The organism is Streptomyces sp. NPDC002838 (assembly GCF_040295365.1).
Classification (GTDB): domain Bacteria; phylum Actinomycetota; class Actinomycetes; order Streptomycetales; family Streptomycetaceae; genus Streptomyces.
Map to the genome: position 1 here is coordinate 1 of NZ_JBEOVF010000025.1, position 22,949 is coordinate 22,949.

At 71.8% G+C, this 22,949-nt stretch carries 20 protein-coding genes and 3 pseudogenes; 12 read left to right on the forward strand and 11 right to left on the reverse strand.

Features of this window, described 5'->3' with window-relative positions:
* Positions 1 to 770: 770 nt before the first annotated feature.
* From ABT063_RS28435 to ABT063_RS28445, 3 genes are all read right to left on the reverse strand, one after another.
* Positions 771 to 1,532 (reverse strand): hypothetical protein, encoded by a 762-nt coding sequence (locus tag ABT063_RS28435; protein ID WP_351062046.1) that lies wholly within the window; start codon positions 1,530 to 1,532, stop codon positions 771 to 773.
* Between the two features lie 179 nt (positions 1,533 to 1,711).
* Positions 1,712 to 2,248, reverse strand: a complete 537-nt coding sequence (locus ABT063_RS28440) for a MarR family winged helix-turn-helix transcriptional regulator (protein ID WP_351062048.1) — start codon at positions 2,246 to 2,248, stop codon at positions 1,712 to 1,714.
* Between the two features lie 34 nt (positions 2,249 to 2,282).
* Positions 2,283 to 3,371, reverse strand: coding sequence for a PP2C family protein-serine/threonine phosphatase (locus ABT063_RS28445; RefSeq protein ID WP_351062050.1), 1,089 nt, complete (start codon positions 3,369 to 3,371; stop codon positions 2,283 to 2,285).
* Between the two features lie 169 nt (positions 3,372 to 3,540).
* Between ABT063_RS28445 and ABT063_RS28450 the strand changes: the two genes are divergently transcribed.
* Positions 3,541 to 4,062: a nitroreductase family deazaflavin-dependent oxidoreductase gene (locus ABT063_RS28450; RefSeq protein WP_351062052.1), complete on the forward strand. Its 522-nt coding sequence runs from the start codon at positions 3,541 to 3,543 to the stop codon at positions 4,060 to 4,062.
* An 848-nt stretch (positions 4,063 to 4,910) separates the two neighbouring features.
* Positions 4,911 to 5,447 (forward strand): hypothetical protein, encoded by a 537-nt coding sequence (locus ABT063_RS28455; RefSeq protein WP_351062055.1) that lies wholly within the window; start codon positions 4,911 to 4,913, stop codon positions 5,445 to 5,447.
* 412 nt (positions 5,448 to 5,859) lie between these two features.
* On the opposite strand, the gene ABT063_RS28460 is transcribed toward ABT063_RS28455, so the two are convergent.
* Entirely contained in the window at positions 5,860 to 6,504 is a 645-nt protein-coding gene (locus ABT063_RS28460; RefSeq protein WP_351062057.1) for a class I SAM-dependent methyltransferase, read from the reverse strand.
* Between the two features lie 114 nt (positions 6,505 to 6,618).
* Between ABT063_RS28460 and ABT063_RS28465 the strand changes: the two genes are divergently transcribed.
* From ABT063_RS28465 to ABT063_RS28485, 5 genes are read left to right on the forward strand one after another with little or no spacing between them, the layout of a single operon-like run.
* Positions 6,619 to 7,734 carry a radical SAM protein gene (locus ABT063_RS28465; protein ID WP_351062059.1) on the forward strand — a complete coding sequence of 372 codons (1,116 nt, stop codon included), beginning with the start codon at positions 6,619 to 6,621 and terminating at the stop codon, positions 7,732 to 7,734.
* Positions 7,727 to 8,662 (forward strand): Rv1678 family membrane protein, encoded by a 936-nt coding sequence (locus ABT063_RS28470; RefSeq protein ID WP_351062061.1) that lies wholly within the window; start codon positions 7,727 to 7,729, stop codon positions 8,660 to 8,662. Before ABT063_RS28465 ends, ABT063_RS28470 begins: the two co-directional genes overlap by 8 nt.
* Positions 8,663 to 8,667: 5 nt before the next feature.
* Positions 8,668 to 9,561 carry a putative selenate ABC transporter substrate-binding protein gene (locus ABT063_RS28475; RefSeq protein WP_351062063.1) on the forward strand — a complete coding sequence of 298 codons (894 nt, stop codon included), beginning with the start codon at positions 8,668 to 8,670 and terminating at the stop codon, positions 9,559 to 9,561.
* A complete protein-coding gene (locus tag ABT063_RS28480) occupies positions 9,558 to 10,304 on the forward strand; it encodes a phosphonate ABC transporter ATP-binding protein (RefSeq protein WP_351062064.1) in 747 nt (248 codons plus the stop codon). The genes ABT063_RS28475 and ABT063_RS28480 overlap by 4 nt, the downstream gene beginning before the upstream one ends.
* On the forward strand, positions 10,301 to 12,019 hold the full coding sequence (locus ABT063_RS28485; protein ID WP_351062066.1) for a PhnE/PtxC family ABC transporter permease: 1,719 nt from the start codon (positions 10,301 to 10,303) through the stop codon (positions 12,017 to 12,019). Before ABT063_RS28480 ends, ABT063_RS28485 begins: the two co-directional genes overlap by 4 nt.
* A 114-nt stretch (positions 12,020 to 12,133) precedes the next feature.
* Here the strand turns inward: ABT063_RS28485 and ABT063_RS28490 are convergent, their stop codons facing one another.
* Both ABT063_RS28490 and ABT063_RS28495 read right to left on the reverse strand, forming a co-directional pair.
* Complete coding sequence (locus tag ABT063_RS28490) at positions 12,134 to 13,000, reverse strand: potassium channel family protein (protein WP_351062067.1); 867 nt, start codon at positions 12,998 to 13,000, stop codon at positions 12,134 to 12,136.
* Positions 13,001 to 13,117: 117 nt separating this feature from the next.
* Positions 13,118 to 14,017, reverse strand: coding sequence for a universal stress protein (locus ABT063_RS28495; RefSeq protein ID WP_351062069.1), 900 nt, complete (start codon positions 14,015 to 14,017; stop codon positions 13,118 to 13,120).
* 146 nt (positions 14,018 to 14,163) lie between these two features.
* Between ABT063_RS28495 and ABT063_RS28500 the strand changes: the two genes are divergently transcribed.
* From ABT063_RS28500 to ABT063_RS28510, 4 genes and pseudogenes are all read left to right on the forward strand, one after another.
* Positions 14,164 to 14,442 carry a hypothetical protein gene (locus ABT063_RS28500; protein ID WP_351062071.1) on the forward strand — a complete coding sequence of 93 codons (279 nt, stop codon included), beginning with the start codon at positions 14,164 to 14,166 and terminating at the stop codon, positions 14,440 to 14,442.
* Positions 14,443 to 14,632: 190 nt separating this feature from the next.
* Positions 14,633 to 15,087: pseudogene (locus ABT063_RS28505) on the forward strand (hypothetical protein).
* A gap of 85 nt (positions 15,088 to 15,172) precedes the next feature.
* Positions 15,173 to 15,628: pseudogene (locus ABT063_RS52320) on the forward strand (amidohydrolase family protein); the annotation flags it as partial.
* Positions 15,627 to 15,777: pseudogene (locus ABT063_RS28510) on the forward strand (4-hydroxy-2-oxovalerate aldolase family protein); the annotation flags it as partial. The pseudogenes ABT063_RS52320 and ABT063_RS28510, both read left to right, overlap by 2 nt.
* Positions 15,778 to 15,856: 79 nt before the next feature.
* Here ABT063_RS28510 and ABT063_RS28515 read toward each other — a convergent pair.
* From ABT063_RS28515 to ABT063_RS28530, 4 genes are all read right to left on the reverse strand, one after another.
* The gene (locus tag ABT063_RS28515) at positions 15,857 to 15,991 is read right to left on the reverse strand and encodes a hypothetical protein (protein WP_351062266.1); all 135 of its coding nucleotides are present in this window, start codon (positions 15,989 to 15,991) and stop codon (positions 15,857 to 15,859) included.
* 64 nt (positions 15,992 to 16,055) lie between these two features.
* Positions 16,056 to 16,670, reverse strand: coding sequence for a dihydrofolate reductase family protein (locus ABT063_RS28520; protein ID WP_351062073.1), 615 nt, complete (start codon positions 16,668 to 16,670; stop codon positions 16,056 to 16,058).
* Between the two features lie 126 nt (positions 16,671 to 16,796).
* Positions 16,797 to 17,945: a Glu/Leu/Phe/Val family dehydrogenase gene (locus tag ABT063_RS28525; RefSeq protein ID WP_351062074.1), complete on the reverse strand. Its 1,149-nt coding sequence runs from the start codon at positions 17,943 to 17,945 to the stop codon at positions 16,797 to 16,799.
* Positions 17,938 to 20,856, reverse strand: a complete 2,919-nt coding sequence (locus tag ABT063_RS28530; protein ID WP_351062075.1) for an FAD-binding and (Fe-S)-binding domain-containing protein — start codon at positions 20,854 to 20,856, stop codon at positions 17,938 to 17,940. The genes ABT063_RS28525 and ABT063_RS28530 overlap by 8 nt, the downstream gene beginning before the upstream one ends.
* A gap of 153 nt (positions 20,857 to 21,009) precedes the next feature.
* Here ABT063_RS28530 and ABT063_RS28535 point away from each other — a divergent pair, with 153 nt between their 5' ends.
* The gene (locus ABT063_RS28535) at positions 21,010 to 21,930 is read left to right on the forward strand and encodes a LysR substrate-binding domain-containing protein (RefSeq protein WP_351062077.1); all 921 of its coding nucleotides are present in this window, start codon (positions 21,010 to 21,012) and stop codon (positions 21,928 to 21,930) included.
* A gap of 33 nt (positions 21,931 to 21,963) precedes the next feature.
* Here the strand turns inward: ABT063_RS28535 and ABT063_RS28540 are convergent, their stop codons facing one another.
* A complete protein-coding gene (locus tag ABT063_RS28540) occupies positions 21,964 to 22,878 on the reverse strand; it encodes a LysR family transcriptional regulator (RefSeq protein WP_351062078.1) in 915 nt (304 codons plus the stop codon).
* Positions 22,879 to 22,949 lie beyond the last annotated feature (71 nt).

The following is a 22,949-nucleotide window of genomic DNA, read 5'->3' on the forward strand; positions in this document are numbered from 1 at the left end:
CGGCCTTCGTCTCGTCCGACATCCCAGGCCGACCCAGTCTCGCCACGCAAACCGTCCTCAACCAGCACTGTTGCTCCGACCGGTTGAATCTAAGCGAGCTGGCTTGAGGTTCGCCTCAACGGCAAGGGACAGCGCCTGCAACGCGCGCAGACTTGACACAGAACGGCGATGTCCAGCAGCCCGTACGCCATCCCTACGAACCGGTCGTCCACGCGGACGCGCCGGCCGCCGTCCTCGGCGGGCGGGTAGATCACGATGGGCTGCGCGCTGGCCATGGCACCAGCGTGCGGCCGGGGGCGCCTGCCCGCATGCGGAGCTGTCGCGCCACCCCCAGCCTGGTGCAGGAACTCACTCCTCGTGACCTAGGCCGGCGCTGCGACCTGCGGCTTCTACGGCTGTGTCACGGCTGGCCGGAGGTTGGCACGTCCTCTGGTGCCGGGCTACGCGTGTCGGCTGACGTTGTAGATCGTCCGGGAGGCGGGAGCCGGGTGCGGGGTGTTGTGCCGGCCGATCTCCTCGGCGCGTTTCCCGATGGCCTCTCGTGCAGCTTGAGCCGCGGCTTCGTCCTCAAGGAAGGCACAAGAAGGCAAAAGGCAGTCCGTTGCCAGTTGCGGGATCGATGAGGTGATACGCACCGTGGACGCCGGGCACGGTAGCGGCGGCCTCCAGCACCCAGTCACGGTCATCGGGCGGCATCGGTTCCCAAACGGCACGACGTCCACTCCCAGCCCGACCGCGGATGATCACCGCAGAGCGGCTCTGCCGCCCTGTCACGGTTCCGCCGGGGAATCCGGGGAGGCAGGAGGGCCGGATGCCGTGTGGGAGATCCGGTAGGAGCGTACGACCGCGACCACACACCCGGCGATGAGTGCCGCAGCCCAGCCGCCCAGACCACGAAGGGGCCCCGACAGGGACATGCCGGCCTCCACGCCGCGCGGCGGCACCCGTCCTTTCGAGTCGTACACGACGGCGAGCGCGTCGCCCGGGCGGGTGGCGTGTCCGCAGCCCCGCCAGATGCGGACTTTCAGGGGTTCGCCGTCACGGTCGGCCACCGAGCAGAGATAGCGGCCGCGGCCGGATACGGCTCCGGGTCCGCCCTCGACCGATGTCACCACCACGGACTCCACGCGCCCCCGCTCCGCCAGCACCAGGCCTGCGGCCGCCTGGGGCGCCTGCAGCGCGAGGCAGACCCCGAGCAGCGCGACGATGCCGACCAGCGCCCGTCCGGCCCGCACCACGCAGAGGTAGAGAGCGAGCGCGGCGGCGCACACCAGACCGCCCTCGCCGTCCGCCAGCCCGGGAACCCCGTACCAGGCACCGGCGACCGCGGCACCCACGATCGCCCCCACTCCCACGCACCCGGCAACGAGTCCTTCCGCGGCCAGCCACCACGGCGGCAGGCCGACGAACTCGGCCGGCCCCCACACCATGGTCCGCAGATGCGCCATCAGGTGCGGTTCCGGCGCGGGCAGGGGTCGACGTCGTCGGCGCATGCGCGTCTTCCCTCCCCGCATCGTTCCGCGTTCGGTCATGGCTCCGCATCCTGACGTGACAGGCGGGTGGTCCGCACTGCTCTCGGCCGGACACGCATGGGCGGCCTGCCTTGCCGGGATCAGGCAGCCAGGCCGCACCCGCACAACTCCCTTGCATTATGCAAAAGGCGCTGGGGGGTGGAGAAGGGCGGTCCGAATCCGACAACGGCCCCGGCGGTTCAGGCGTCGCGGGCCACCGGGAGGTCCACCGCCCAGCCAAGCGGGTGCGGCTCCGCATCGTCCAGCGCCGGCGCGAGGGGCTCTCCTCCGGCCTCGTTGAAGGCAGCGAGGGCCTCGATGAGTGCCAGCCGCTGCAACGGGGTGAGCCGCGCGACGATCGCGGCGATCTCGGCGCGACGCCGGGCGGTGACGTCCTCGACCGTCCGCCGGCCTTCCTCGGTGAGTTGCAGCAGGGTCTCGCGGCGATTGGCGGGATTGAGGTGCCGGTCGGCGAGCCCGGCCGCGATCAGCCGGTCGACCATGCGCATCGCGGTGGACGGCGCGACCTGCAGCAGGTCGGCGAGCGCGACCAGCTTGGTGGCCCCGCGCGTGGCCAGCACCACCAGCATCCGGAACTGCGGCAGCGTCACCCGGTCCTCGACCTCGGCGAGGGAGCGGGCGGAGACCGCCACCAGCAGCCGGGACGCGGTCAGCACCGCACGGGTGACCGCGTCAACATCGTCCATGGCCCCCATGGGGGTCTCGCGCTCCGGCATGTGTCCTTTCTACCGTGCCGAAGTCGCTGCTCACTCACCCGATGGGGCCAGATTTTCCTTCCCCATGACCGTGATAGCGGAGCAGGAGCATCGCGGCGTCGTCGTGGGGCGGTCCGGCGGCGTGCTGGGCGAGGTCTGCGCGCAGGGCTTCCAGGGCGCGGTGCGCGTCGGGATCCTTGAGCAGGTGCGCGCGCTCGCCGACGGGATAGAAGCGGCCTTCCTCGTCGCGGGCCTCGGTGACACCGTCGGTGTACAGCAGGAGCTGCTCACCAGGCGCGAAGTCCACTCGATAGGGCTTCGGGCCCTCGCTTCCGTGGGCACCCAGACCCAGCGGAAGGGCGTGGGCGGGCGGCTCCGGGAAGTCAACGGCGCCGTCATGACGTACGACCATCGGGGCCGGATGGCCGTAGTTCAGGAAGACGGCCTCGTGGCGTGCGCCGATCTCGGCGAGGATCGCCGTGACGAACTTCTCGCCCTCCAGCTCCCGGGCCACACTCCGCTCCAGGCGTTCGCCGAGCCCCACCAGCTCCGGCTCGTCGTGCGCCGCCTCCCGGAAGGCACCGAGCACGACGGCCGCCGTCTCCACCGCGGCCAGACCCTTGCCCTGCACATCCCCGACGATCACCCGGATGCCGTGCGGCGAGGCCACCACCTCGTACAGATCGCCGCCTATACGCGCCTCGGCGACGGCCGAGGTGTACGACACCGCCGCCTGCAGCGGCCCCGCGGTCAACGGCACCGGCCGCAGCAGTACCCGCTGGGCGACCTCCGCGATCGACCGCACGCTGGCCAGTTCTCCCTCGCGGCGCGAGCGCATCACGGCCGCCGCGATGCCCACGCCCGTCACGCCCGCCACCGACGCCATCGCGGTGAACCCCCGACGCTCCTCGAACAACCCGTCGTACAGACCGAGTCCCACGCACAACACCAGCGCCACGAGGCCGATCACCGCCGTACGACGCCACCCCCCGACCAGCCCGGAGAACGCGGGGCCGAGCGAGACGAGCGGGAGGAACCCCACCCCCGGCCCCGCCACGATGTCCATCACCGCGACCACCGCCATCACCACGATCGGCATGCAGGACAGCATCGTCCAGGTCGATGACGGCTTCTGGTCGGTCATGACGTACTCCAGCGGTAGCGCGGCGCTCGAGAGCCGCCCCTGGTCCTTCGCAGGCGCCCCTCCCCCACCTTTAGACTATGCAAAGGTCGCTCTCGTGAGGCGGCTCTCAACCCCGGTCCTTACCCAATCGAGGCCGAGAGCCGACATTCCCGGCCCGCGGAAGGTGATCATGACAGACAGAGACACCGCACCCCACCGCCCCCAACTCCCCACCGGATGGCGGCGCCTGGCCCTGCGGCTGCCGATCCTGCTCTTCCGCGCAGGACTGGGGCCCCTCTTCGGGAAACGGCTACTCCTGCTGCACCACATCGGCCGCGTCAGCAGGCTCGACCGCATGGTGGTCCTGGAAGTGGTGTCCTACGACCCGGCCGCGGGGAGCTGGACCGTCGCCTCCGGCTTCGGGGCGGAGGCCGACTGGTACCAGAACCTGCGCGAACAGCCGAAGACCCTCATCCAGTTCGGCAACCGCCCTCACGCCGTCACCGCCCACTTCCTCCCGGCCGAAGAAGGCGCCGAGATCATGGCCGGCTACGCGCGCCGACACCCGCGCACGGCCCGTCGCCTGTGCGCGTTCATGAGCCTTCCCGTCGACGGCGGCGAGGCGTCGTACCGCGAGGCGGGGCGAGCCATCCCCTTCGTCCGGCTCGACGCCGCCGAGCGACACGCTCGGCACGGGCGCGGACACGCGTGACGCCGCGGACGAGGGCGTCCGGGGCGTCGGGCCGCGGCGGCCGCATTCCCTGCACCGCGGCTGTGCCCTCCATGCCGGATTCGGCGAGGGCGGGCAGTCCGGTGGCCGCGATGCTGCCCCCTGAGAAGCGACGGGGAAGTACGGCGATGCCAACCTCGCCGGTGAGCGTCGGCCTGCCGCGCGGGTCGGCGCGGTAGCCGGTGACGGTGGAGTTTCGGTGCCAGCGCGCAGCGGCTTCGGCCCCTTGGCAGTGATCCGGAAGCTCTGGACTATCCTGACCGCCCGCCTTCATGACGCAGGGCGAGGGTGCCGTGCACCGCGATGAGGTCACCGTGCCGCTGCCCGCCTTGACCGCGTGTAGGAAGACGGCCGTCGCCCTCCAACAGCGGCGGACGGAACCGGAGTCGCCGTGTGACGCGGGTCAGGGCGGATCCACGTCCGCGTCGGAGTCTCGTAAGGTCTGCGGCCCTTCGGTCCCGGGCATGGGGAGGCGACGCACCGTCGGAGCCATGGAGAAAAGTCGCGGAATGCAGCGAGCGGGTCTGGTGATCTCATTTTGCACTGTGCAATGATCGAGCGGGGGGGGCCGAGCCGACGGCCGACCGCCGTTCGGCGCCCAGGAGTGACATCGGCAAAGTTATGCGGCACGGAGCGGGATCCCGGCCGTCGGCGGGCTCCTCCCTTCCGCAGCCCTGCGGTCGCCTGGCCTGAACCCAGTCGCCTCATACTCGATGTCACAGGCCGGGAACTTGACCACAGCAGCCCGTCGATCACGGGTCACACGACACTGCCAGGGACGAGGCGGCGCCGCCCATGGCCCGTGAACAAGAAGGAAGATGAGGGGGACCGTGACCACCGAGGGGCCGGACAGCAAGGGCACGCCCGAAGTGCCGGACGGCACGCCGCCCAGCGCCGAGGATGTGTGGCTCAAGTTCCTCGCGGACAGCGAGCGGGCCATCCGCACGTCAGCCCCCAGGGAACCCTCCGCCCAGGAACGGGCACAGGGGTGGCTTCCCCGGCCCGTCGCCGCGGACAGGGCAGAGCAGCGGAGGCGGCGTCCGCGCGACGAGCCCGCGAAGGGCGGGACAGACGCGGTCGGAGAGCTGTGGCAGCCGGAGGAGCCGTGGGCCGGCCCGGCCTGGCGGGATCTGGACTGCCGAGCCAGACTCCGGCGCGTCGGCCGCGTCATCGCCACCTCCGCCGCGATCGTCCTGGCCCTTGGGGCCTGGTCGATGTTGTCCACACGCGCGGGCACGCCGAGCGACGGACCGGACGACACCACCGTGCAGCAGTTGGAGGAAGCCCCTGGCGAACTGCCCACGGCAACCCATCTCCCGCCCGGATTCACCGCCGGGCCGTCTTCGTCCGCGACCGCCGCGGGGTGAAGCGCCGGCTCGGCGGACAGCACTGTGCTGTCGTCGGCGTTGGCCCAACTCACTGTCAGCGCCACGACGGTGCACACTGCGGCGGGTCCGCGGCGGGAAGAGCCGGCTCTCTTGTCGGTGCTGGTGCTGGGCGGTGCCATCAGGCCCGCGACCGCGACGGCCGCGCCTCCGGCCAGAACCAGCGCGGTCGCGGCGCGGACCGGCACCTTGCGCACCTTCCACGCGGCGGCCGCGAACAGCGCCCGGGCGATGTCGTTCCAGAGCAGGGTGCGGCCGCGGTCCACGAGCATGCCGTCGGTGCGGACGGCGGTGACGACGGATGCGGTGAGCCCGGCGAGGGGAGCGGCGGTGACGGCGGTTCGGATACGGATTCCGACCACCGACTCAATTCCTGAGTGGCCCCTGCACCGGCTCAACGGCGTCGCATCAGTACCGCGGTGAACTGCTGGGAGGTGCCCCACGGGGTGAGGTGGTCCTCACCCGCGGTGTCGACGAGTTCGTAGCCGGGGAACTGGTCGGCGAGTTCGGCGTGGGTGTAGCGGACGATCGGGAGACCGCTGCACGTGGTCGGGCCGTCCGGGCCGAAGGTCGCCACAACGAGCCATCCGCCCGGTCGCAGCGAGCGCTCCAACGAGGCGAGGTAGTCGGCGCGTTCGTCCGGCTCGGTGAGGAAGTGGTAGACCGCCCGGTCGTGCCACAGTGCGTACTGGCGTCCCAGACGCAGGTCGAGCACGTCCGCCACGGTGAGGACGACGTCCGCGCCCGCCGGACCGAGCCGGTCGCGGACGGTCTGCAGGGCGGTGACCGACAGGTCGACCGCCGACAGGTCGCGGTAGCCGCGTTCGACGAGGTGGTCCACGAGCGTCGACCAGCCGGCGCCCACGTCGATGACGGGCTCGTCGAGTCCGAGCCCGGCCTTGTCGACCAATCCAAGGGAGAGTCCCGGGACCGACTGCCACCAGGAGACTCCGTCGGTGTCCTTACTGTGGTGGACCCCTTCCCAGAACTCCGTCCGGGTCTCGGCGTCGTCGGGGCGCGGGATGCCGTTGTCCGTCATGGCGGTGACGGTAGTCCCGGTGGGCCGGGCCCGGCAGTGCGGGCAAGCGGCGTCATGGTTCCGTAAGGAGCGAGCCCCTCCTTGCCGTGCCCGGTCGTGGCTACGGTGACCGCCATGGTCGAACGGACACTTCCCGATCCGGCGCCGACTCCGCTCGGCGAAGTCCAGGCGCTGGTCGACGGCGGCGACATGGACTGCGGCAGCGGTCTGCTGCTGCTGATCACGCGGGCGATGAGGCGGCTGGAACCCGGGCAACTGCTCGGTGTGCGCAGCGCGGAGGCGAGTGTCGTCACCGATCTGCCGGCCTGGGCCGGCCTGGTCGGGCATGACGTCGTCGGCGAGGTCGCCGAGTCGGCCGGTGGTCCGTGGTGGTTCGCCGTGAGCAAGGCGGGCAAGGCGGACAAGGCGGGGAAGCTCGTCGAGGCGGTCACCGTCTTCACCCGGGGCGAGCGGACGCCGGTGGGCCGACGGCTGTGGCTCTACACCAACTTCGACTGCAACCTCGCCTGCGGGTACTGCTGCGCCGAGTCCTCACCCAAGGCCACGGCCCGGCGTTTCGACCCGGACGTGGCGGCCGCGGTGTTCGAGGAGTTCGCGGCCCAGGGCGGCAGGGAGGTGTTCTTCACCGGCGGCGAGCCGTTCATGCACCCGCGGCTCGGTGCCCTGATCGCGGCCGCGGCCGGCCTGGAGCGCACCGTACTCACCAACGGAATGATCTTCGCCAGGGGGACCCGCCGGGAGACCCTGGAGAACCTGGACCGCGACGTGGTGCTCCAGATCAGCCTCGATTCGGCCACGCCCGAGCTGCACGACCGGCAGCGAGGTGCGGGGTCGTGGTCGCGGGCGCTCGACGGGATCACGCTGGCCCGTTCGCTCGGGTTCCGGGTGCGGGTGGCCGCCACGCTCTACGACGAGGACCCGAGGGGTGTGGACGCGCTGCACCGGCGCCTCGACGACGCCGGGATCGCCGTACCGGACCGGGTCATCCGGCCGGTGGCCCAGGAGGGCTTCGCCGACCAGGGAGTACACGTCTCCCTCGACACCCTGGAGCCGGAGCCGACGCTCACCGCGGACGGCGCCTGGTGGCACCCGGTGGCGGTCACCGACCCGCATCTGCGGATCGCCGATGCCCCGCTGCCGCTGGCCGAGGTATTCGGCGTCGTACGAGACACACTCGCCGTCCAGGACGCGGCAGCCCGGTCGGGGCGGGAGGTGTTCCGCTGTGCCTGAGCGAACCGTCTCCAGGAAACGACGGGCACGTTGGCTCCTCGCCCCGGCCACCGACCCCGTCCCTCGTGGGCAGGCGGGCGGCGCGGCCTTCCTCCGGGTGCTGCTCGGCCTGATGTGGCTGCACAACGTGTCGTGGAAGGTTCCCCCGGCCTTCGGGGACGCCGACGGAGGGCTCTACAAGTGGACCGCCTTCGCCGTGAGCCACCCGGTGTTTCCGCCGTACAGCTGGGTCGTGGAGAAGGCCGTCCTGCCGAACATCGAGGTCTTCGGCTGGGGAGTGCTGATCGCCGAGAGCGCCCTGGCCGTGCTGCTGCTGACCGGTGCCTGGGTGCGGGTGGCGGCGGCTCTCGGCGTGGGCATGTCGCTGTCCATCGGTCTGTCGGTCGCCGAGGCCCCGCACGAATGGCCGTGGGCCTACTGGCTGATGATCGGCGCCCATGTGGCGATCCTCTTCTCCTCGGCCGGGCGGGCGTTCGCCGTCGACGCGCTGCGGGCGGGCGTCGGCTCCGCCCGCCGGCTCGGCCTGCTCTGGGGCGTGATCGCGGTGGTCCTCGGCGGCCTCGGCGCACTGGCCTCGGCGGGGGACGATCCCCTCGCCACCAAGGGCCACTACCTGCGGGCCTGGGACCTGATGATCAGTGTCGGCCGGTACAACCTCGTCGGCAGCCTGGTGCTGGTGCTGGCCGGTGGCCTGCTGCTGGCCGCCGCCCGCGGCGGGAGTGCCGTCCTCGGCCGGGCGGCGGCGGCCGTCGCTGCCGGAGCCGCACTGACCCTGCACGCCCAGATCGGCTTCAACGACCCGCTGTTGGGCGGTACGGCGACCTCGGCGGCCTTCCTGCTGTCCGTCGCGCTGGTCGCCGCGGCCGTCGCCTCGAACAGCAACGCCGTCCACAGGAACCACAGGAACAAGGAGGTGTCGGGCCAGTGAGACCGATGACCCGACGTACGCTGCTCCTCGGCACTGGAGCGACGCTCCTGCTCAGTGCCTGCGGGACCGGGGCCGCGTCGGAGACGCGACAGCTCGGGATCTCCGCCATTCCCGACCAGGACCCCGAGTTGCTGAACCGGCTCTACCCCTCCGTGGCCGAGCGGTTCGCCGACGCGACCGGCCTGAAGGTGGCCTACCGGCCCGTCACCGACTACACCGCCGTGGTGCGGGCGTTCGAGATCGGCGACATCCACCTCGCCTGGATGGGCGGGCTGACCGGCGTCCAGGCACGCGCACGGGTGCCGGGTGCCAGGGCCGTCGCTCAGCGGGACATCGACGCCGAGTTCCACAGCCTCTTCATCGCCCACACCGACTCGGGCTTGCGGCCGTTCGCGAAGGTGGACGGGTTGCGCGGCCTCGCCGGGCACACCTTCACCTTCGGCAGCGAGACGTCCACCTCCGGTCGGCTCATGCCGCAGTACTTCATGCGGCAGGCCGGGCTGGGGCAGAGCGAGTTGCGGGGGAAGCCGGGTTTCTCCGGCTCCCACGACGCCACCATCGAGCTCGTCGCGGGCGGCAGCTTCGAGGCCGGGGCCGTCAACAAGCAGGTCTGGGACGCCACAGTCGAGGCGGGCGAGGCCGACCTCAGCAAGGTGGTCCTGTTGTGGCGCACTCCCGGCTACGCCGACTATCACTGGCTGGCCCGCCCGGATCTCGACAAGACCTTCGGTGACGGCACCGAGGAGAAGGTGCTGGACCTGCTCCTGCGTCTCGACGACCAGGACGCCGAGGACGCGAAGCTGCTGAAGCTCTTCGGCGCCAAGTCCTTCGTACGCACGAAGAATTCCGCCTACGACCGGATCGAGGACGTGGCCCGCGACCTGGGGCTGCTGCGGTGAGTGACTCTCCACCGGTGATCCGGCTGCGCGGAGCGGGGCGCCGGTTCGGCGCGCACGAGGCCCTGCGCGAGCTGGACCTCACCGTCCGTGCCGGGGAGCGGGTGGCGGTGCTGGGCACCAGCGGTGCCGGCAAGAGCACGCTGCTGTCTCTGGTCAACGGGTCGTTGGATCCGACCACGGGCAGCGTGGAGGTCTTCGGTGAGAACTCCGCACGCCTGACGGCCCCACGGCGGCGGCTGCTGCAGCGGCGCATCGGCTCGGTGAGCCAGGACCTCGCCCTGATCGAGCAGGTCCGGGTGGTGCACAACGTCAACGCGGGCCGGCTCGGCCGGTGGAGCACCCCCCGCGCGCTGGCCTCGCTGGTCTGGCCGCACTCGCTCGACGTGGTCCGCGACGCGCTCGAGCGGGTCGACCTGGGCTGGGCGCTGTACGAACGCACCGAGCGCCTGTCCGGCGGCGAGCGGCAGCGGGTGGCGATCGCCCGGCTCCTGGTGCAGGAGCCCGAGTTGGTGGTGGCCGACGAGCCCGTCTCCGGTCTCGACCCGGTGCGCGCCGCGAGGGTTCTCGGCCTGCTCGGCGCCTCGCCGACCGTGCGCACGCTCGTGGCCAGCCTGCACCAGCCGGCCCTCGCCCGCGCGCACTGCACCCGCGTGGTGGGCCTGCGCGAGGGCCGGATCGTCCTCGACGTCCCGGCCGCCGACGCGACCGACGAAGCCCTGCACGACCTCTACGAGCTCGTATGACGCTCCAACTCGACGCCCCGCCGACCCCGCCGACCGTACCCGCGCCGGGGCGAAAGCCTGTCAGCGGGCGGCGGATTCTGCTCCGCAGGCTCACGGCACTGGTAACGGTGGCCGGGCTGCTGGCCTGGGCGGCTGATCACGCCGTCCCGTCGGGCGGCGAACTGGTCAACCGAGGCGGCCTGGCCCTCCTCGACGACCTCGCGGCGACCGCGCTGCACCCCTCCCTGGACCCGGGCTTCCTCGGCGTGGTCCTGGAGGCGACGGCGACGACGGTCGCCCTGGCGCTGCTCGGGACGGCGGGGGCACTGGTGATCGGCCTGGTCGGCGGGCTGGTCCTCAGCGACGTGGCGTGGAGCGGCACGCTGCCATGGCCCTTACGTGCGGGGCGGCTTGTGCTGCGCGGCGCGCTGGTGGCCGTCCGCTCGGTGCACGAGCTGGTGTGGGCGCTGCTCTTCGTCAGCGTGCTCGGCCTCGACCCGCTCGTCGCCGTCCTGGCACTCGCCCTGCCCTTCGGCGCGCAGAGCGCCCAGGTCTTCGGGGAGACCTTCGACGCCGTGCCCGACGCGCCGCTGCGTGCGCTGCGCGCCGCCGGCGCCAAGCGTTGCCCGGCTCTGGCCTACGCCCTCCTTCCCGGCACGGCACCCCTGCTGCTGTCGTACTCCTTCTACCGGTTCGAGTGCGCCCTGCGGTCCGCGGTCGTGCTCGGCGTCGCCGGCGTCGGTGGCCTGGGATTCGAGCTCACGGTGAGCCTGCAGTCGCGTAACTGGGGCGAGGTCTGGACGCTGGTCGCGGCACTGCTGGCACTCGCGGGGGCGGTCGAGCTGTGGAGCCACCGCGTCCGCTCCGACGTCGCGGTGGTGACCTGCGCCGACTGGTCGGTCGGACACGAGCGTTCACGCGACGACGGCCGGTCGCCGCGTGGCCTGTCCCGCTCGACCCGCTGGTCCCTGGCCCTGGCGGTACCGGCGATCGCGGTCGCCTGGTGGTGGGTCGGCCTCTCAGCCGCCGGACTCACCTCGTCCCGCACCCAGGACCTCGCCGGTCGGCTGCTGTCCGACCTGTGGCCTCCCGCACTCCCCGAGGGCGGTCTGCGGGTACTGACCGGCGCCGTCCTCGACACCGTGGCCATGGCCGTCCTCGCCATGGTGGTGGCGGTCGTGATCACCCTGGTCGTGGGTCCTTGGGCCGGCCGCCCGCGCGCCGACCGGCGCGGCCCGACGTCCTGGGGCCGATGGGCCGTCTGGTGGACGGCCCGGCTGCTGCTCCTGGTGCTGCGGTCGGTCCCCCCGACGGTGTGGGCCGTCGTCGCGCTCCTGGGTCTCTTCCCGGGCGTCCTGCCCGGAGCCCTGGCACTGGGGCTCTACACCGGCGGCATCCTCGGCCGGCTGGTCGCCGAAGCCTGGGAGACCATGGACCTCGGGCCCCGGGAGTCCTTGCGCAACGCCGGTGTGCCCCGTGCGGTCTCGGCCGTCGTGTCCATGGGACCACCGTCCGCCAACCACCTGGTCACCTACACGCTCTACCGGTTCGAGATCTGCGTACGCGACACCGCCATCGTCGGCGTCGTCGGCGCCGCAGGTCTGGGTCGACTGCTCAGCGAGCGTCTCGCGGCCTTCGACTTCCCCGTGGTCACCGGCATCCTGCTGGCGTCATTGCTGGTCAGCCTCACCGTCGAGGTGCTGGGACGCCGACTGCGACGCGCGCTTCGGGCCTGAGCCAAGGTCGATGTACGTCTTCGTCAAGCGGCGGGCCCGGCTCTGAGAAATCACCGGAAGTGGTGGTCGGCCACTGCCCTCGCCATTGGTCCGCTCGGCCGCCGTAGGGCCGGCTCAGCGGCTGCCGTGGTCGCGGGCGTAGGCGGACAGGATCTGTTCTCGGGTGCCTTCGGTGTGCAGGAAGCGCTCGTCGAGTACGGCGGCGAGGTCGTCGAGTGAGGTGGCGAGCACTGCCGCGGCGAACCGGGCACCGGGGTGCTCCGCCCGTTGTGCCTGTTCGGCGAGATCGGCGGCATAGCCGAGGTTGAGGGCCAGCGAGGTGTCGCTGAGCCTGTCGTGGAAGTAGTAGGACTCGGGGTACTGGAGGAAGTCCACGCAGGCGCGTGCGATGTCGGCGGCGAGTTCGTCGAGCACGGCGGCCCCCGCGTCGGAGTCCGGATGACCGGCCGCCGGGCCGGCGCGGCGCAGCTGGGAGATGCGCAGTGCCAGCGCCCGCCGCCGGGCCAGGGCCGGAAAGATGCCGAGGATCCAGGAGACGGTGGCGGTCAGGAGCGCGAAGCCGACCAGAGCCTCCAGGGGCGCCACGATGCGCAGCCAGTCGGCCGAGGGTGCGATGTCGCCCAGGCCGAGTGTGGCGACGATGACCAGGGAGAGGTACAGGGCGTCCACCAACCCGGAATGCTCGGACGGCTTCAGCGTGCCGGAGAAGACGAACGCTTCCGGCATGTGCGGCCAGTACACCAAAGCCCAGCCCACGGCCATGGCGCAGGCCCACGTGGCCACCACGGCCACCATGCCGACGGGCCCGGCCAGCCCCACGGCCCTTTGGCCCTTGCGCCCCCGGGTGGACAGCCGCCACAGCAGGGTCATGACGAACCTGCTCAGTCCCCCGTGGCTGGTGGGGTGCCAGAGGGTGTGGAACACGTCCCGAAGGATGACCAGCACCACTGCCGCGCCGACCAGCGTGACCAGCCATTCCATGCGACCTCCCGGGGCGTGCCCGTCTCGGGTCCAGCGTGCGGCCGTCCCCGCCCAAGGCGATCAGGCAGGTGCTCGGCCTGTTTGCCCACCGCACCCGCGAAACGCCCAGTCGATGTGTCAGTCGTGGGGAACCAGGACGACCGGCTCCCGCACGTGGTGGATCAGAGCGTGGGCGACCGGTCCGGTGCGCGAACCGACCGCTGCGCGATTCCTGCGGCGGCCCACCACCAGCAGACCCGCTCCGGCCGCGGCACCGACGAGGACGTGGGCAGGGCGCCCTTCGCGCAGTTCTCCCTTGACGACGACAGAGGGGAACTTCTGACGCCACGGCACGAGCAGCTCCACCAGCTCCCGTTCCGCCGCCGTCCTGATCCGCGCGCGTTCGGCGGCGTCCGGGACGCCGTGCGAGAGCGGCGCGTGCCAGGCGTGTACGGCACGCAGCGGCGCGCGGCGCTTCTCGGCGGCGTGGAACGCGAACTCCAGCACCTCGTCGCACGGGCCGTCGATGTCGAGGGCGGCCGCGACGTCGCGGACGGGCCTGTGGGGTGACGGCTCCCTGTCGTCGTCCATCAGGTGTTCGTCCTCGGCCGTCTCACCGGCCCCTACGAGGACGAGCGGCCGCTCGATGCGGGCTGCGGTGGCCATGGCGACCGACCCTGAGAGGAATCCGCCGAGGCCGCTGGGGCCTTGGCTGCCAATGACGAGGAGTTCGGCGTTCTCCGCCTCGGCGACCAGTGCGGGAACGGGCGGCCTGTGCACCTGTTCGGCGGTGATGTGCAGCTGCGGATAGCGTTCGCTCAGCCGGTCGAGCACGCTGTGCAGCACCCGGCGGGCGTGGTACTGAGGGGCCCTGAGCTCGGGCAGAGCCGATTCGGCTTCACCCTCGGGCAGGCCCGCCTCCCAGGCGTGCACGAGCCTGAGCGGCAGTCCTCTCCGCAAGGCCTCCCGGGCCGCCCAGTCGGCCGCCGCCCGGCCCTCACCGGTATCGACCACACCGGTCACAACTGGCCTGATCATGACCGTCACCTCCCTGCCGGCTCCCCGTCTCGGTCTGCTGTCGATACCAGTGTCACGCCGCAGCGCACGCGGAGGCAGGGGCCACCAGGGCACGGCTGGGGGCCATTCGGCCCAGTCCAGGTCGCGCCGAGTCCCTCCGACTTCGCGTGCAGCCGTCGTACGGAGTCGTCCTCGATGCCGACCACCGCCAGTTCCACCCCGTCGGTGTGCCGGCGCAGCCGCAGGCGCTCGTGGCGCAGCAGTACTTCGACGTTCGGATGGCGGTCGGCGCCGTCGCGCAGGACCTGTTCCAGGGCGGGCTGGTGGATGAACATCTGCGGCGGATGACCATGACCGCGCGGGGTGGGGTGCGCGCTGAGGAAGGTGCGGCCGCGCGCGTCGAGTCGAGCGGCCGCTCGGCCGGCATGGCCCGCGCACGGGGGTAGATCTCGGCGTCGCGCTCCAGTACGACGCCCCTGAGGCCCATCGCACCTGCGTGGGTCTCGGCCCTGTCCCGGGGACTTCGCTCGGCTGTGCCCTTGGCACTGATCTCGCTCACCAGGCCACCTCACTGTCGTTGCATCGGCTCTTGCTGTAGCGCTTGTACAGACGCCGCGCGGGAAGCGCGCGAACGGGGTGGCGTCGCGGCAGCGCATCCTCGACGCCACTGTGGAGATCGCGGGCGAGCGCGGGTGCCCGGCGAGGACACCGGGACGCCGGCGGAGCGGGTGACGACGATGGCCGCGAACGTGGCGAAGTCGCTGATCGACGCGCCCGACTTTCTGCGCCTCGGCCTGATGCTCGCCCTGGAGCGGCGGCCCACCGAGCCCCGCGGCCGCACCGTCTTCCTCCAGGTCCGCGAAAGCGCCGGACAGAAGATCGCCGAAGTGGTAGAGGCGCTGTTCCCGGAGCTGGACGAGGCCGCTGTGCACACTCTGACCACCTACGCTGTCGCCGGCGCCGACGGTCTGTTCATCCAGCGGGAGATCAACGGCGACGCCGTCGACCTGGTGGCGTTGCTCGAGCTGCACGCACGACTGGTGTACGAGGCGACGGTCCGCATGGCGGCCGGGAGCGAGGGATGCCCCTGACCGCCGAGCAGCGCGCGAAGGGCGCACGGCTGCTGCGTACGGCCGAGCACGACCTGTTCACCCAAGAAGGCCAAGAGGTCGCCCCATGACCACCGCACCCCGCAGGATCGACGTCCACCAGCACCAAGTCCCACCCGTCTACCGCGACGCCCTCGCCAAGGCCGGGCATCGCCGACGCGGGCGGCCGGGCGCTGCCCGGCTGGAGTCCCGAAGCGGCCCCGGAACTGATGGACCTGCTCGAGACCGCACGGCGATCCTCTCCGTCTCCACCCCCGGCACCGGCTTCCTCGCCGACCCCACGGAGGCCGCCGACCTGGCCCGGCGACTCAACGACTTCTCCGCCGCTCTCGCCGCCGAACACCCCGACCGTTTCGGCTGGTTCGCCACGCTGCCCATGCCCGATGCCAACACGTCGGCCAAGGAGGCCGAGCGGGCCCTGGTCGGGCCTCGGCACCGAGGCCAGGACGCCCTGTGGCGGGTTCTCGACGAGCGCGGTGCCGTGGTGCTCGTGCACCCGGCCGACCTCCCGGCGCCGCCCGTTCCCCTTGATGGACGCCGCCGACGATCTCGTACGACCCCTGCGGGACCGCGAGGTACGGGTGGACCTCTCACGCCGAGACCGCCGCCGCCCGCTACGGGCTGGACACCCGCGGCATCCTGGTCGAGGTCGGCTGTCGCGGCATGGTCGGCGTCGTGCGGAGAGCGCCACCTGATCCGGGACGCCGGGTACCGGTCGCACGACGACGAGCAAGGTGGTGCCCCGTACGGCTCAGTCGTCCCCGTCGGCCATCCGCTGGGCCCGTGCACCGCCCCGGGTGCAGGTGATGTCGTACGCGAGGTCGTCGGCGTCTTCGGCGCTGGGCTCCGCCTCCAGACGGGCAACCCTGGCAGGGCCACGCTCCACGTCCCCAGGACCAGGCTCCTGGTCGATGGCGGGTCCGCCGGGGCCGGGCCTCATCCGTGCCCGGTCACTTCACGAAGCGGTACTTCAGGTGGGTGGCGAGGGGCGTGTCGACCACCCTGACCGGTTCGAGGTTCCGCCGCCCGGCGCCCAGTCCCTCGAAGAGCCGCAGTCCGTCTCCGAGGAGCGCGGGCACCACGTGCAGCTGCAGTTCGTCGATGAGCCCCTCCCTGAGGTACTGCCGCACCGTGCTCGCCCCGCCCGCGATGTCGACGTTCCTGTCCCCGGCGGCGGCCTTCGCCTGGTCGAGGGCGCTGTGGATGCCGTCGGTGACGAAGGTGAAGGTGGTGCCGCCCTCCTTGACCAGGGCCGGGCGGGGGCGGTGGGTGAGCACGAAGACCGGGGCCCTGAACGGTGGATTGTCGCCCCAGAACTCCTCGCCCGTGTCGTACATCATCCGTCCCATGACCACCGCTCCGGTGGCATCGAACCACTCGCGCATCAGCTCGGAGTCGCGGTTCTCCTCCCCGCCGGTCATACCCTGGCGCTGCCGCCAGCTCGCCAGGTCGTGGATCCACTCGAAGAGCGGCTCGGCGCCGTCGCCTCCCGGGTTGTCGAGGGAGACGTCGGTGCCGGCGACGTACCCGTCGAGAGAGATGGCCATATCCGCGGTCACGATCACGATGGGATGCTCCTGAGGTCCAGGGATGTACTGCCTTCACTCTCACGTCGATCGGGAACCGGCGCATTCGACATCCCCAGGGACACGAGACAGTCCCCGGAATGTCGCACACGCGTGAGGGCACAGTCAGTCGCGGGGTACCCGTCCCTTGCTCCGCATCGCGGTGAGGACACGCTGCTCGGCCAGGGAGCGGCCCGCGGCGTGTGGGGTGACGTCTCGGCGTTCGGCCTCTTCGAGGACGGTGACCGTGTTGGTTCGCAGCCTGGTCGAGATCGTCTCGAAGATGGCGACGGTGTCGGGCCGGAAGCCGGAGTGGCGGGCATCCATCGCGAAGGCGGCGGCGACGACGCCTCCGGCGTTGGCGACGAAGTCCGGGAGCACCGTGATGCCGCGCTGGGCGAGGATCGCCTGGGCCCCCGGCGACGTGGGCAAGTTGGCGCCCTCCACCACGAGTTGGGCCTTGATCTTCTGCGCGGTGCTGTGGTCGATGACGTCCTGCAGAGCGGCCGGCACCAGGACGTCACAGTCGACGGTGAGTTCCGCGCCGGAGGCGAGTGTGGCGCCCCGGCCCGGGAGGGTGACGAAGTGGTCGCCGTGCTCCTCGCGGGCGGTCAGGAGGTCGTCGACGTCGAGTCCGCTGGGGTCGTGCAGCGCGCCGTGGGCGGTGGAGACCGCCACCACGGTGGCGCCGAGTTCGGCGAACCGCCGGGCGGCCGCGCTGCCGACGGCGCCGAAGCCCTGGATGGCGACGCGGGCGCCGGACAGGGGCAGGCCAAGGCGCTGGGTCGCGGCATCGGTGGCCTCGGCGACCCCGTAGCCGGTGACGCCGAGCTTGTCGTACGCGACGCCTCCGAGGTGTTCCGGGGTGCCGACGGCGGCCCCGCGGTCGCCCAGCTCGTCCTGGATGATGGCGGCGTCGCTCTCGGTCAGGCCCATGTCGAGCCCCATCACGTACTCGCGGGGCACCTCGTTGTGCAGGGCCCGGGCGAAGGCGCGCAGGACGGCCTCCTTGTCGCGTGCGGCCGGATCGGCGACGATGCCGGCCTTGGCGCCGCCGTAGAAGAGGTCGACACCGGCCCACTTCCACGTCATGACCCGGGCGAGGCGGGCCACCTCGTCGACCGTCACGTGGGGGCTCATGCGGGTGCCGCCCTTGCCGATGCCCCGGGCGGTGTTGTCGATGACCAGCACGCCCTTCATGCCGGTGCGTCGGTGGGAGACGACGACGATCTTCTCGGGGCCCCAGTCGTCGACGAGGGAGAGTGCGTCAGTCACAGTCGTGATCCTTTGGTAGGGCGCGCGCGATGAGCTGGGCGAGGTGGGTGCCGGTACGGTCGGTGAGCTGGGCGATCTGGGTGCGGCAGCTGAATCCGTCGGCGAGGATGTCCGTGTCGAGGCCGGCGGAGCGCACGGCGGGCAGCAGGACCTGTTCGCCCGCGGCGACGGAGACGTCGTAGTGGCCGCGTTCGAAACCGAAGTTGCCGGCCAGGCCGCAACACCCGGATGCGAGCGTGGCGTTGTCGACACCCATGCGGTGCAGCAGGGCACTGTCCGCGCCGAAACCGGAGGTCGCGTGCTGGTGGCAGTGCGTCTGGCTGATCGATCGGGCTTCGACGCGCGGGGGCTGCCAGTCGGTGGCTCGGCGGACGAGGAGTTCGGCGAGGGTGACGGTGGCGTCGGCGAGCGCGCGGGCCTGGTCGCGGTCGTCGCCGTCAGTGTCGAGGAGTTCGGGCAGGTCGGTCCTGAGCGCGGCGGTGCAGCTGGGTTCCAGGCCGACGACCGGCAGACCGGCCTCGATCGCGGGAGTCAGGGCGGTGACGGTGCGCCGCGCGACGCGTCGGGCGACGCCGAGTTGGCCGGTGGTGATCCAGGTCAGTCCGCAGCACTGGGTGCCGTCCGGGACCTGGACGCGAAAGCCGGCGTTCTCCAGCACGGCGACGCCGGCTTGAAGGACCTCTGGTGAGAAGTGGTTGTTGAAGGAGTCGACCCAGAGCATCACCGGGCCGCGTCCGCCGTCGGCCGGCGGTGTGCGGCGGCGGAACCAGGTCAGGAAGGTCTCGTCCGCGAAGCGGGGAATCTCGCGCCGGCCGTCGATACCGCCGAGCCGCTTGACGATCGGCGCCGTCCGGGAGGCGGTGAGAGAGTTGACGAGTCGCGGCATCCTGGCGGCCAGGCGGGACAGCAGCGGCAGCCAGCCCATGGTGTAGTGCGAGGCGGGCCGGACGCGGCCTTTGTAGTGGTGGTGCAGGAACTCCGACTTGTACGTGGCGATGTCCACCCCGACCGGGCAGTCGGCGCTGCATCCCTTGCAGGACAGGCACAGGTCGAGGGCGTCGCGGACCTCGGTGGAACGCCAGCCGTCGGTGATCAGCTCGCCCTGGGTCATCTCGTACAACAGGCGGGCGCGGCCGCGGGTGGAGTCCTTCTCGTCGAGCGTGACCCGGTAGCTGGGGCACATGACGTCGCCACGATGAGCGGCGGTACGGCACTTGCCGACGCCGACGCAGCGGCGGGTGGCCTTGGCGAAGTCGCCGTCGTCGGCGTGGAAGGGGAGGATCGTGGTGAGGGGCAGCGAGGTGCGGTGCGGGCTGACGCGCAGGTTCCCGGCCACGGGCAGCGGCCGCACGATCATGCCGGGGTTGAGGCCGTTGTCAGGGTCCCAGATGTGCTTGAACTCCTCGAACAGGGCGATGATGTCGGGCCCGTACATCAGCGGCAGCAGTTCGGAGCGGGCCTGGCCGTCGCCGTGTTCGCCGGACAGGGAGCCGCCGTGCTCGGCGACCAGCTTCGCGGCGTCGGTGACGAAGGCGCGGAAGACGGCGGTGCCCTGTTCGGTGGTGAAGTCGAAGTCGATGCGCACGTGCAGGCAGCCTTCGCCGAAGTGGCCGTAGACCGGGCCCTGTAGGTCGTACCGCTTGAGCAGTTGGGTGAACCGGCGCAGGTAGGAGCCCAGTTGAGCGGGCGGGACGGCCGCGTCCTCCCAGCCGGGCCAGGCTTCGGAGCCGTCGGGGGTGCGGGTGGCCAGGCCCGCTCCGTCCTCGCGGATCCGCCACAGCCGTCGGGCCCGGGCGGGGTCGGTGATGACCTCGCTGCCGGTGCATCCCGTGGCCTGCCGGGCGGTCTCGGCGAGTTCCTTGCACCTGAGGGGCAACTCCTCTTCCGTGCCGCCGAGTTCGGCGAACAGCCAGGCCCGGGCGGCGGGCAGGGTGTCGATCGCGGTGCGGGTCTCGGGGCGGGTGACGATGTCGGTCAGCGCGTGGTCGAGGCCCTCCAGCGCCAGCGGCCGGTGCTCCAGCAGGGCGGGCACGGCGTCGGCCGCGGCGCCGGCGTCCTGGAAGCCGAGGACGACCAGGGCCCGGGCAGGGGGCGGGGAGATGAGACGGACGGTGGCCGAGAGGACCACGGCCAGCGTGCCTTCGCTGCCGACCAGGGCTCGGGCGAGGTTGAAGCGCCGCTCGGGCAACAGGTGCTCCAGCGCGTAGCCCGACACCTGCCGCGGGAACCGGCCCAGTTTCGTACGCAGCACGGCCAGGTCGCCCTGGGCGAGCCGGTACAGGGACGCGATCAGCCGTCCGCGGTCGTCATCGACGGCGATGGCCTCGTCGATCTCGGGCTGTGTCATCTCGCCGAGCCGGACCACCGTGCCCCGGTAGGTGACCACTTCGAGTTCCAGAACGTTGTCGGCGGTGCGTCCCCAGGCCAGGGAGTGCGATCCGCAGGCGTTGTTGCCGATCATGCCGCCGAGCGTGCAGCGGCTGTGGGTGGACGGGTCGGCGCCGAACAGCAGACCGTGGCCGGAAGCCGCCCTTTGCAGATCGTCCAGCACGATGCCCGGCTGCACCGTGGCCGTCCGCGCCTGGGGGTCCAGGGCGAGCAGCCGGTTGAAGTACCGGGAGAAGTCGAGCACGACGCCGGGTCCGACCGCCTGGCCGGAGGTGCTGGTGCCGGCTCCGCGCGAGGTGACCGGAACGCCCAGGCGGCGGCATTCGGCGAGGGCGTTGAGAACGTGCCGCCGCTCGCGGGGAAAGACCACGGCGAGCGGGATCCGGCGGTAGTTGGAGGCGTCGGCCGAGTACTGTGCCCGGCGGCCGGCGTCAGCGGCGACCTCTCCGCAGTCCCCTCGGCCGAGGGCATCGGCCACCGCTGCCGCGTCGGGGCTGCCGAGGTCCTGGACGGTCGTGGTCACTGTGCCCGCTCCTTCTGTCACGCCAGGCGCTTCGACCTGGCACTCCCACGATGTGGGCCGGGCGAGACCTCTCACAAGGACCAGCAGAACGAGAGAATTGACGCTCCAGGGCCACGAATGCTTATCCTCGCTCTCCCGCCCCAGGAGCCCGCCGTGCTGAAGCCACTGCACCTGCTCACGCTGAAGGCCGTCGTCCGCAGCGGGTCGTTCGCCGTCGCCGCCCGCGATCTCGGCTACACCGCGTCCGCGATCTCCCAGCAGATCTCCGCGCTGGAGAAGGAGACCGGTCTGATCCTGTTCGAGCGGGAAGCCCATGGGATCCGCCCGACGACCGCGGCGCACCGCCTGGTCGACCTCAGCGCGCGTGTACTGGCCGCCCTGGACGATCTGGACCACGAGGTGCGGGAGCTCGCGAGCGGCGCGACCGGCCGTCTGAGACTGGGCAGCTTTCCGACAGCGGGCGTCCGGCTGGTGCCCTCCGCCCTGTCTGCGCTGGTCGAAACCCATCCGCGCGCGCAGGTCCAGTTGGAGGAAGGCGAGCCGGAGGAACTCGTCGCCGCGCTCTGCGGCGGCGACCTGGATGTCGCGCTGGTCTACGAGTACGGGCTCAGCCCTCGCCAGTGGCCCGACGGACTGGCCCGCCATCCCTTGCTGCGTGAGGACCTCGTCCTGTTGCGCGCCCCCGACAGCGGCCCGAGCCCGAAGCTCGCGCAGCTGGCGCAGGCCCGCTGGATCACCAGCCGGGAGGGCACCGCGGGCGCCCGGTCGCTGGTCCGGCTGTGTGCGGCCGCCGGCTTCGACGCCCAGGTCGCCTTCAGGAGCAACAACTACGACGTCGTAAGGGAGCTGGTGTCCGCGAGGCTCGGTGTCGCGGTCGTGCCCGCCCTCGGTCATGTGCCGAGCGCGGGCATCGAGGCGACCCGGCTCACCCAGCGCTCCGCCCACCGCGACGTGATGGCGGTGCATCTGACCGAGAACAGCAATCCTCTGCTCGCCGGACTGCTGGACGCCCTACGACGGGCGGTGCCCGCGCAGGAGCCGTATCTGCACGCGGCCGCGTCGGACGCACGCTGATCTACGCGGGCCGCAGGGCGAGCGGTGCCTGTTCTACGTCGGCGTACCGCGCCGGGTTCCGGCCACCGCCCGCAGGACGTCGACCAGCGCGGCCACCGTGGGACGGTGCTCGGCGGAGGAGCGGAACACCACGACGATGTGCCGCTCGACCGTCTCGCGCAGGCGCACCACGTCGAAGTGCGAGGCGCGCAGCCTGAGCATCAGATCCGTGACGGTGCTGACCCCGATGCCCGCCTCGACCAGCGCCAGCGTGGCCGCGGTGTCCGTCACCTCGTGCTGGACATCGGGTTCGATGCCCGCCCGCCGGCAGGCGGTGCGCACGGCGCGGCCGTAGTAGCTGTCGGGCGACGGCAGGATCCACCCCAGGTTCCGGGTGTCGGACAGGGCGACCTCTTCGCGGCCGTCCAGCCACCCGGTGGGCACCGCCAGGGAGAACCGCTCCCGGTCCAGCTGCATCACCCGCAGGGCCGGATCACGGGGGATGGGCACATCGGGGTAGTCCAGGCCGAGCGCCAGGTCCACCGCGCCGGAGGCGACGGCGTCGTACACCTCGTCCACGTCCATGTCCCGGCTGTGCACGGCGAGTCGCGGGTGGGCCTCGCGCACCCGCCGCAGGGCCAGCGGCAGGATCTCGGCGGCGGCCGTGGCGAACAGACCCACCACCAGCACCCCCGATATCTCGCCCCGGCTGCGCTCCAGCGCCTCGACGGCTTCGGCCTCCGTGGACAGGATCCGCTCGGCATGCCGGGCCAGCGTCATCCCGGCGTCGGTCAGCTCCACCCGCCGCCCCACCCGCCGTAGCAGCTCCATGCCCGTGGTCTTCTCCAGCGCGGCGATCTGCTGGGAGACCCCGCCGGGGGTGTACCCGAGGGCCTGAGCCACCGCGGTGATGGTTCCGCGCCTGGTCAGCTCCACCAGGGAACGCAGCTGGGAACTCGTCCAGTCCATATAGGGACACTAATAGATCAGGTGCAGTAACTGTTCATGGACGTCAAAGGTCGGAGTGCGTCACGATGACG